We start from the raw sequence: 9608 nt of genomic DNA, 5'->3' as shown, positions 1-9608 counted from the left end.
CGGACGATAAAGGCAGGCCGTGACGAACGTCTTGCCGGAGCCGAGCCGGCAACCGGTCCGGCCCGCTCCGCCCGATGCAGCCGCGCCACGCCGCGTCGCCATCTTGTCCACGGACGGCCTCGCTGCTTGACGGGGGTGGCGGCCCTCCCAAGGGTGGCGCATCTCACGCCCCGCGAGCCACCATGGCGCTGTTCGCCCGACTGATCTCCTACGCCTCGGCTGCCTTCGGCCCCGGTAAGCCCGTCCACCAGGACGCGGAGACGGCCGCACAGGCCGACGAGCATCTCGCGGCCACCGCGCTGCTGGTGCATGTCGCGCGTGCCGATGGCGTGCTCGATCCGGCCGAGGCCGAGCGCCTGACGCGGCTCGTGCGCTCCCGTTTCGCCGCGACGGAGGCCGAGGCGGCGGCCCTGATCGCCCGCGCCGCCGCATTCGACGCAGAGACACGCGACATGGCGGGCCTCGTCGAACGGATCGGCCGCGAGGGTGGCGCCGAGGAGCGCGAGCGCATCCTGGCCATGGCCTGGTCGGTCGCCGGAGCGGATGGCGACGTGCACGAATTCGAGGAGGCCCTGGTCTGGCGCCTCGGCAAGCTGCTCGGTCTCGACGAGGCCGCCATCGGCCGTGCCCGCGAAGGCGCTCGCATGGCGGCCGAGGCCACGGCGGAGCTGGCACAGGCAGGCCGCCCGTCCCGGTGACGGATCACGATCGGAGCCCCTTCCCGCGGTGATCGTCAGTCTCGCCCTCATCCTCCTCGCCCAGCTCCTCGGCGAGGCTGTCGCCCATGCGAGCGGTGCGCCGGTGCCCGGGCCGGTGATCGGGGCCGCGCTGATGTTCGGCTTCCTCCTGATCCGGGACCGCTATCGCAGCATTGCCACGGCAATCCTGCCCCGCCCCCTCGTCGAAGGCGGGTTGGAGACGACCGCGAAGGGCCTGCTCGCGCATCTCTCGCTGATGTTCGTGCCAGCAGGCGTCGGCATCGTCGGACGGCTCGACGTGCTGACGGCGAACGGCCTCGCGCTGGCCATCGTGCTCATCGTCTCCGTGGTGCTGACGCTGTCGGCCACCGCGCTCACCCTCGCCGCGGTCTCGCGCATCGTACGGCCGCCGGAGGACAGCCCGTGAGCGGCGACTTCGCCCTCTGGGTCTATCTCTCGCGCACGCCACTGCTGTGGCTGACCGTGACGCTCGTCGCCTACACGATCGCGGACCGGTTCTCCGAGGCCACCGGACGGCAACCGCTCGCCAACCCGGTGCTGCATGCGATCTGGATGACCGGCCTCGTCCTGCAGCTCACCGGCACGCCCTACCAGACATACTTCGAGGGTGCGCAGTTCGTGCACTTCCTGCTCGGCCCGGCGACGGTGGCGCTGGCTCTCCCGCTCTACGAACGCCGCGGCATCGTGAGGCGCGCCCTGTTGCCGATGCTTGCGGCCCTGGTCGTCGGCTGCATCACGGCGCTCACGAGTGCGATCGTGCTCGGGAGGGCGCTCGGTTTGAGCCACGAGATCATCGTGGCGATCGCCCCGAAATCAGTGACCACCGGCGTCGCCATGGGCATCGTCGAGACGCTGGGCGGCGACCCGACGCTCGCGGCCGTGCTGGTGATGCTCACGGGCGCCGCCGGGGCGATCATCGTCACACCCCTCTTCAACCTCCTGCGCATCCGGGATCTGCGCGCCCGTGGCTTCGCGGCGGGCCTCGCCGCCCACGGCCTCGGTACTGCTCGGGCCTTCCAGGTCAGCGAGACCGCCGGCACCTTCGCCGGCATTGCTATGGGGCTGAACGCGTTTCTCACGGCGATGCTGGTGCCGGTGATGCTCGGGCTAGTTCGATAGCCCGGCTTTGCGGTCTTCAACGACCCGCCCAATCATTCCGCTGCACGCAGCAATGAGCTGACGAGATTGGGCATTCTCATCGAGAAGGCTCGGGGACACCTTGTTGTTACGGCTCGGGGCCGACCCTCGTCTCTTTCATCGAGACGCTGGGCCGCCTCTCCGCCGTAGCGTGAGACAGGGTTCGGGACGCGCCGACCGGAGCGCCCCGCCTGATCGGAGGGCATCGCCATGGGCGACGTGACGACGATAGGCAAACTGGCCGTCTGGCATCCCGGCGAGAAGGCCATTCAGGAGAAGGTTGGCGTCGCCGACAAGATGGAGCAGGTCGGCCAGCGCGTGATCCGGGACTACATGCCCGACCAACACCGCGCGTTCTACGAACACATCCCGTTCATCATTCTCGGCAGCGTCGATCGTGGGGGCGATCCCTGGGCGACGATCCTGCCGGGGCGGCCGGGCTTCATCGCGTCACCCGACGCGCATAGCCTCGATATCGGTGCCCGGGGCGATGCGAGCGATCCGGCGAGCGAGGGCACGGCGGAGGGCAATGCCATCGGCCTGCTCGGCATCGAACTGCACACCCGCCGCCGCAACCGCGTCAACGGGATCGTCCGCGCGCAGACCGGCGACGGATTTCAAGTCGAGGTCGATCAGAGCTTCGGCAATTGCCCGCAATACATCCAGCTGCGCAACCTCGACTATGTCCGCGATCCGCGCGAGCCGTTCAGCGGCACCGTCGAGGAGAGTGCCGAGCTCGACGCATCCGCGCGGGCTATAGTCGCGGCGGCGGACACGTTCTTCGTGGCCTCCTACGCCGAGCGCGATAGCCGGCGCGAGGTCGACGTCTCTCATCGCGGCGGCCGGGCAGGGTTCGTGCGCGTCGCCGAGGACGGCACGCTGACCATCCCCGACTTCGCCGGCAATCTGTTCTTCGCCACGCTCGGCAACATCCTCTTGAACGGCAAGGCGGGCCTCGTCTTCGTCGACTTCGAGAGGGGGGACCTGCTGCAGATGACGGGTGATGCCGAGGTGATCCTGGATTCGCCCGAGATCGCCGCCTTCCAGGGTGCCGAGCGCCTGTGGAGCTTCCGTCCCCGGCGCGTGGTGCGCCGGCTCGGGGCACTGCCCCTGCGCTGGTCGTTCCGCGAGGACAGCTGGTCGCCGAACTCCCTGATGACCGGCGACTGGAGGCAGGCAGCCGACCGCCTGCGTGCCACCGAGCTAGCGACGCGTTGGCGCCCGCTGAAGGTGACGCGGATCGTCGACGAGAGCCGCTCGATCCGCTCGTTCCACCTGGTGCCGGACGATGGCGCCGGGCTGCTCCCGCACAAGGCCGGGCAGCATCTGCCGATCCGCGTCACGCTGCCAGGATCGGACAAGCCTGTCATCCGCACCTACACGCTGTCGGTTGCGCCCTCCGATGGGGTCTACCGCATCAGCGTGAAGCGGGATGGCGTGGTCTCGCGCCATTTGCACGGCACTCTGCGCGTCGGCGACACGATCGAAGCGCGCGCGCCCACGGGCGCCTTCACCATCGATGCGCGCGAGAAGCGTCCCGCCGTGCTGCTGGCCGGCGGCATTGGCATCACACCGCTGCTCGCGATGCTGCGCCACGTCGTCTACGAGGGCCTGCGCACCCGCAGCGTCCGGCCGACCGTCCTGTTCTATGCCGCCCGCACGAAGAGCGAGCGCCCGTTCGACGAGGAACTCAACGCGCTGGTCAAGGCGGCGCAGGGTGCCGTGCGGGTCGTTCGCGTCCTGAGCGAGCCGGACGATGCCGAGGAGGGCGTCGATTACGACGTTCCGGGCCGCATCGACATGGCGCTGCTCGGCCGCTTCCTGCCCTTCGGCGACTACGACTTCTATCTCTGCGGCCCGCCGCCATTCGCCCAGGCCCTCTATGATGGACTGCACGGGCTCAACATCGCGGACGAGCGGATCCACGCCGAGGCTTTCGGGCCGTCGTCGCTGGCCAGGGCCGCGCCGAAGGTGGCAGCCGCGGCCTCACCCTGGCCCCTGCCTTCGACGCAGCCGGTGCCCGTCGCCTTCGTCGACTCGGCGAAGGAGGCGCGTTGGATGCCGGATTCGGGCTCGCTGCTCGACCTTGCCGAGGCGCGGGGGCTCAGCCCGGAATTCAGTTGCCGGTCGGGTTCTTGCGGCACCTGCAAGACCCGCCTGCTCGCCGGCAAGGTCACCTATCTGCGCGAGCCGACCGCTCCGCTGGAGCAGGGCGAGGTGCTGATCTGCTCGGCGGCGCCGGCCGCGGGGGCGGACCGCATTCAGCTCGCCCTGTGAGATGACGTCATTCGGGGCGTTTTCGGACAGATCACGACACGAGAGCCAACAAACATCAGCTTTTCGCATGGGGTGAGCCCATGCAGAGCCGATCAATCTCTCGAGCCTACCGCCGGCTGCCCACGAGCGCCCTTCGACGCGCTTCAAGAGGCATCTCGGACAGGTATCGCGGAGGAGCCCGTCACTTTTCGTGGGACAGGTGATATGCGGCTTTTCGAGAAGGAAGCGCTGCCATTGGCGGCCCTCCAGGAGCGAAGGCCGTCGATGGACCGCTGGCATGCCATGCGCATCTTCGCGAAGGTCGCCGAGACGGCGAGCTTCGCCGAGGCCGCACGCCAGATGCACATGAGCGCGCCGGCCGTCACCCGCGCGGTCGCCGCCCTCGAAGAGACCATCGGGGCGCGGCTTTTCGTGCGCACGACGCGGTCCGTGAAGCTGACCGAGGCGGGTGGCCGCTACTTCGAGGATTGCCGGCGCATCCTGTCCGACATCGCCGAGGCCGAGGCTGCCGCCGCCGGCTCCTATGCGACCCCCTCCGGCACGCTCTCGATCACGGCGCCCCTCCTGTTCGGGCAGATGTACGTCCTGCCCGTCGTCACCGAGTACCTCGACAGCTACCCGACCATGTCGGCGCAGACCCTGTTCGTGGACCGCTCGGTGAACATCGTCGAGGAGGGTATCGACGTCGCCGTGCGCATCGGCCATCTGCCCGATTCCGGCTTCACGGCCGTGAAGGTCGGCGCGGTGCGCCGCGTCGTCTGCGGCGCGCCGGCCTATTTCGAGCGACACGGTGTACCCGAGACGCCGGCCGACCTGAGGAACCACCGCATCGCCGCCCCGACCAGCGCCTGGGCCTCGCCGGAATGGCGCTTCGGGCGCGACCAGCGCGTGACGATCACGGCCGCTTTGAAGTGCAACACCAACGAGGCCGCGATTGCGACGGCAGCGGCGGGCTGGGGCCTGACGCGGGTGCTCCACTACCAGATCGGCCCGGCGCTTCTCGAAGGGCGGCTCCAGATCGTGCTCGGCGACTACGAGGAGCCGCCCCTGCCGATCCACGTGATTTACGCCGAGGGCCGGCAGGCGCCCGCCAAGGTCAGGGCCTTCGTCGACTTGGCCGTGAACCGGTTGCGCGCGAACCGCTTCCTGAACTGAAGGGCGAGCGGGCGTGGGCCGGCTATCCACGAGCCCAGACATGACAAAGCCCGCCACGGCGAACCGGGCGGGCTGGATTGTCTCGACCGCGCGAGGCGGCTCGATCGGGATCAGGCGAGGGTGGGGACCACGCCGGCGCCATCGTTGCTCTGCGTGCCACCATCGAAGGTCTTGGCCAGCGCGATCACCAGCGAGATCTGAACGGCGGCAGCGAAGGGCAGGAGAGCGAGAGCGGAGAAGAGGGTCATCTGCGGCGTCCTTTAGTGCAGTGCGTTGAAGGCGATATCGCACTGCACACGCCTCCTTGGTATACCACATTCCTCACACCAATCGTGCATCAGGCGCATGTTGGTGCGCCAGCGCGGGTATCTGATGCACAAAATTGCATGACCTGATCGAGGGCCGGAAAAATTTCCGGGGTCGAACGCACGGTGCTCAAAAGTCTGCCGAAGAGGCCCATCGTGCGAAGGGACAAAGCTCGTGAGGCTGGCGCAGTGGCCTATAGTTGGCGCTCAGGCACCCAGGCCTGAAGCAGCTCGCGAACACCTTGGTTATGATCGGCCAGAGCGTCACGGCCTCCCCTCGCGAGCGGGTGACTGACGAGGCAACCGGCGCTCGGCGCCAGCCGTTCCAGGCCGCGCGATTCCCGTTCTTCCTTCAACGGGATGCCGTGAGTGTTGCGTAGGAACCGGAACCAGCGGAGCCGAATGCCTGTCTCAGCGCCGGTCCGGGAACCGGTCGCCGACGCTTGAACTTGCATATCATCCGCTTGCAAGGGCGGCTCGATGAGCGAGACGGCAAGGGTCGGCCCGTGGCCAGCGAGACCGTGCAATTCAGTGCGACCCAGCGGGAGACCGGCGACGGTGCGCCCGGGGCAACAGCCGCCTTCCCGTATGACCGGATGACCGTAGAGCGTTTCCGCGCCGCATTCCCCCGTGCGCGTTGGCGCGAGGATCTCGGCGCCTGGTTCGTGCCAGGCACTACGGCGGAGCGCCGCCTGAAGGCGTGGTCGGGCCGCGAGTGGACGAGTGTCCTGGCCCATGCCGACGAGCGTGGCCGCGATGCCTTCGCCTTCGACCCGATCTCGAGTCCATACCTGGAGGTCACCGACGACCTGGTGGTCCGCACGCCGTATTCCCGCACCGTTGTCGACGAGTTGCGGACGGTGCCCTGGGCGCGGTGGGACCCGGCATCGAAGGCGTGGCGCGTGCCGTTCCGGTCGTTCGAGGCACTGTGCCGACGCTGGCCGAACATCGAGGAGGCTGCCCGCCGAGCCGAGCCCGGAGAGAGGCGGAAGCGCGAGGCGAGCCGCAGGGCGTCTCCCGACCACGCTGATCGGCTGGCCGAGGCCGCCGAGCGCCGCCGCAACCGGTATCCTGTGCCCGAGGAGGCGCTGCCGCCGCTCGGGCGCGTCCTGCAGACCCATGCGGGCTGCGCGGTCTTCGAGGCGGTCACCGGCGAAATCGTCGACCCCTCGGTCGTCGAGCGCTTCTACCCGGGCGTGAAAGCGGAGACAGGCACGTTGATCTGGGCGGTCCGGCGTAGGCCGACGCACGACGAGCTGGTCCGGGCCTGGCCCGCCCGGGAAGGGGCGGGTGCGGCCGAGGTCGCGCGCGGTTGGTGGCAGCCGACCATCGAGGTGCTGCGTGAGGAACGTCGCAGGGCGGCCTCCCTGGAGCGCGGGCGGGCGACGCGCCGGTCGCGCGGCCAGGGTGCCGAGGCCGGTACGGGGGCCGGCCGCTAGCCGGTCCTCCCGGAATCATGCGTCGATTCCTCCACGGCAGACCAGGGAGCCAGAGGGTTCGGCCCGGGTTCACCCGGTACCGCGCTTCCTTGGAGCCTGCCGTGTCCCAGACCGCCCCGCCCCTGAACTGCCTGCCGACCTTCGGCGACGAGGATGCCGTTCACGTCGTCATCGAGACTCCGAAAGGCAGTTCGAACAAGTACGCGTACGACGAGGCGTTTGGCGCCTTCCGGTTCAAGATGGTCCTGCCGGAGGGCACGAGCTTCCCCTACGATTTCGGCATGATCCCCTCGACGAAAGGAGCCGATGGCGACCCGCTCGACATCCTCGTCGTGATGGACGCGCCCGTCTTCCCAGGCTGCGTGCTGGAGGCGCACCTGCTCGGCGTGATCGAGGCCGAGCAGCGCGAGCCCGACGGCACATGGGAGCGCAACGACCGGCTGATCGGCGTGGCGGCGAAGGCCCGCACGCACGCTCACGTTCACGCGCTGTCAGACCTGCGCCCGGGCATGCTGGACGAGGTCGAGGCGTTCTTCGGTCACTACAACCAGCTCGCCGGCAAGGATTTCAAGGTGCTCCGGCGCGGTGACGCGCAAGCCGCTCTCGCCCTTGTTCGGCAGGGCGCGCGCTCGCACGTCAGGTGAACTGACCGCAGCGTTTGGTAAAATTTTAATCCCAATAAAGCTACGACATTCGTTGCCTGCCGGCTCCGGCGGCGCGGATTTGGCCTATTGTTATGTCGCTGAAAATATCACAACGTATTGGTCTTCTAATCGTCTGCTTTTTCTTAGTATTGGCAGTACTCGAGGCTCTTCATCTCTCCAGCGGCCATGAGGCGATCTTGCAGGAACGCAGAACCGCCCTCGTTGGCCAGGTTGAGGCTGCTCTTTCGACAGTCAAGCGTCTCGCAAACAGCGCCGAACAAGGTGCCATCTCGCAGCAGGAGGCTCAAGAGCGCGCCAAGTCAGTGCTCCGGGCTATACGCTACGGCAAGAACGACTACTTCTTCGTCTACAACTTCGACGGCGTGAACCTCGCGCATGGCCTGAAGCCAGAGAACGAGGGCAAGAACCTGCTGGAAGCCAAAGACGCGAACGGTCTTCGTTTCAACGCCGCTCTGATTGAGGCTGCCAAGGCAGGGGGCGGGTTCGTCGACTTCATGTTTCCCCGGGCCGGGCAGGATCAGCCCTCACCCAAGCTTGGCTACGCTCTCGGCTATGCGCCCTGGCAGTGGGTGATCGGTACGGGGACCTACATCGACGACATCGACGCTCGGTTCTGGGAGCTTACGCGGCGGGACGCGGCGTATGTCGCCGTTCTGATCGCGCTGCTGATCGCCTGCGCATGGCCGATTGCACGTGGGATCGTCCGGCCCATCCGCGCACTGACCGCTGCGATGAGCAACTTGTCTGCGGGCCGCCTGGACGAAGCCGTCCCTGGGTCGGAGCGTGGCGACGAGATCGGCCTGATGGCGCGGGCTGTTCAGGTGTTCAAGGAAGGGCTGATCGCCAAACAGGCGACCGAAGCGGTTGCGGCTGAAGAGGCCGACGCCAAGATGCGCCGGGCGAATCTGCTCGATGACCTGACCAAGCGCTTCGAACACAACGTCTCGGTCCTGACGCAGGGACTGGCTGGAGCGGCGACCGAGATGGAGGCCACAGCGCAGACGATGACCGTCACGGCGGATGAAACCACACAGCAGACTTTGTCGGTGGTGGGTGCCGCCAAGCAGACCTCGGCCAACGTGCAGACGGTCGCGGCCGCCTCCGAGGAGATGGCCGCTTCCGTTGCCGAGATCGCCCATCAGGTCAGCCTGTCGGCGCGGATCGCCCACATGGCGGTCGAGAAGGCCAAGGGCACGGATGCCACCGTGCAGCGGCTGGCCGGCACGGCCGAGCGGATCAGCAGCGCCGTGTCGATCATCTCGACCATCGCTTCGCAGACCAACCTGCTAGCGCTGAACGCGACCATCGAAGCGGCACGCGCCGGTGAAGCAGGGCGCGGCTTCGCCGTGGTCGCCACCGAGGTGAAGGAGCTTGCGGGTCAGACGAGCCGGGCCACGGGTGAAATCGGCGAGCGCATCGCCGAGATCCAGAGCGCCACGAGCGAGGCAGTGGCTGACATTCGCGAGATCAGTCGCGTGATCTCCGAGATGTCTGCCTATGCTGGAGGTATTGCCGCGGCCATGGAAGAGCAGGGTGCAGCCACGCAGGAGATCACCCGCAACGTGCAGCAGGCCGCCCAGGGTACGGAGGAGGTGACGCGCAACATTGCCGGCGTGCAAGACGGCGCAGGTCAGACCAGCATGGCCGCCGGTCAGGTTCTGAGCGCCGCGCAGGAACTGGCGCGTCACTCGGTTAGCCTGTCACAAGAGGTCGGCACCTTCCTGAGCAGCGTGAAAGCTGCCTGAAGTCTGTAACCGTGCCGAAACGGCGCGACAGGAGGCTGGGTCGTCAGCCCGGCCTCTTCCCTTTGTGCTCGGCTGCATCCCTCCGGCGCTATCTCATGGCCGGAAGCCGCCAAAATCGGTTCATCGGACCGTAAAGACGCGGACCTCCCGAAGGTCTGCAATGGGT

General features: G+C 67.8%; 9 protein-coding genes. 8 read left to right on the top strand and 1 reads right to left on the bottom strand.

Going from position 1 to position 9608, the window contains the following annotated elements:
• The first annotated feature begins 182 nt into the window (after positions 1 to 182).
• The 5 genes from MGN01_RS22665 (at position 183) to MGN01_RS22645 (ending at position 5288) form a co-directional block, all read left to right on the top strand.
• Complete coding sequence (locus MGN01_RS22665) at positions 183 to 698, top strand: tellurite resistance TerB family protein (protein ID WP_147049063.1); 516 nt, start codon at positions 183 to 185, stop codon at positions 696 to 698.
• A 28-nt stretch (positions 699 to 726) separates the two neighbouring features.
• Complete coding sequence (locus tag MGN01_RS22660; protein WP_147049062.1) at positions 727 to 1125, top strand: CidA/LrgA family protein; 399 nt, start codon at positions 727 to 729, stop codon at positions 1123 to 1125.
• Positions 1122 to 1838: an LrgB family protein gene (locus MGN01_RS22655; protein ID WP_147049061.1), complete on the top strand. Its 717-nt coding sequence runs from the start codon at positions 1122 to 1124 to the stop codon at positions 1836 to 1838. Before MGN01_RS22660 ends, MGN01_RS22655 begins: the two co-directional genes overlap by 4 nt.
• A gap of 228 nt (positions 1839 to 2066) precedes the next feature.
• A complete protein-coding gene (locus tag MGN01_RS22650; RefSeq protein WP_147049060.1) occupies positions 2067 to 4133 on the top strand; it encodes a 2Fe-2S iron-sulfur cluster-binding protein in 2067 nt (688 codons plus the stop codon).
• Between the two features lie 264 nt (positions 4134 to 4397).
• Positions 4398 to 5288 (top strand): LysR family transcriptional regulator, encoded by an 891-nt coding sequence (locus tag MGN01_RS22645; RefSeq protein ID WP_147049059.1) that lies wholly within the window; start codon positions 4398 to 4400, stop codon positions 5286 to 5288.
• A 110-nt stretch (positions 5289 to 5398) separates the two neighbouring features.
• On the opposite strand, the gene MGN01_RS23860 is transcribed toward MGN01_RS22645, so the two are convergent.
• A complete protein-coding gene (locus MGN01_RS23860; RefSeq protein WP_170246127.1) occupies positions 5399 to 5536 on the bottom strand; it encodes a hypothetical protein in 138 nt (45 codons plus the stop codon).
• Positions 5537 to 6099: 563 nt separating this feature from the next.
• On the opposite strand from MGN01_RS23860, the gene MGN01_RS22640 reads away from it, so the two are divergent.
• From MGN01_RS22640 to MGN01_RS22630, 3 genes are all read left to right on the top strand, one after another.
• Positions 6100 to 7032: a hypothetical protein gene (locus MGN01_RS22640; RefSeq protein WP_147049058.1), complete on the top strand. Its 933-nt coding sequence runs from the start codon at positions 6100 to 6102 to the stop codon at positions 7030 to 7032.
• 101 nt (positions 7033 to 7133) lie between these two features.
• On the top strand, positions 7134 to 7676 hold the full coding sequence (locus MGN01_RS22635) for an inorganic diphosphatase (protein ID WP_147049057.1): 543 nt from the start codon (positions 7134 to 7136) through the stop codon (positions 7674 to 7676).
• Between the two features lie 197 nt (positions 7677 to 7873).
• Positions 7874 to 9442 (top strand): methyl-accepting chemotaxis protein, encoded by a 1569-nt coding sequence (locus MGN01_RS22630; RefSeq protein WP_238258611.1) that lies wholly within the window; start codon positions 7874 to 7876, stop codon positions 9440 to 9442.
• Positions 9443 to 9608: the final 166 nt, after the last annotated feature.

It is taken from the genome of Methylobacterium gnaphalii, assembly GCF_007992215.1.
In the GTDB taxonomy this organism is placed as follows: Bacteria; Pseudomonadota; Alphaproteobacteria; order Rhizobiales; family Beijerinckiaceae; genus Methylobacterium; species Methylobacterium gnaphalii.
The sequence above is the reverse complement of the archived record's forward strand: the minus strand, read 5'-3'. Positions and strand labels throughout refer to the sequence as shown.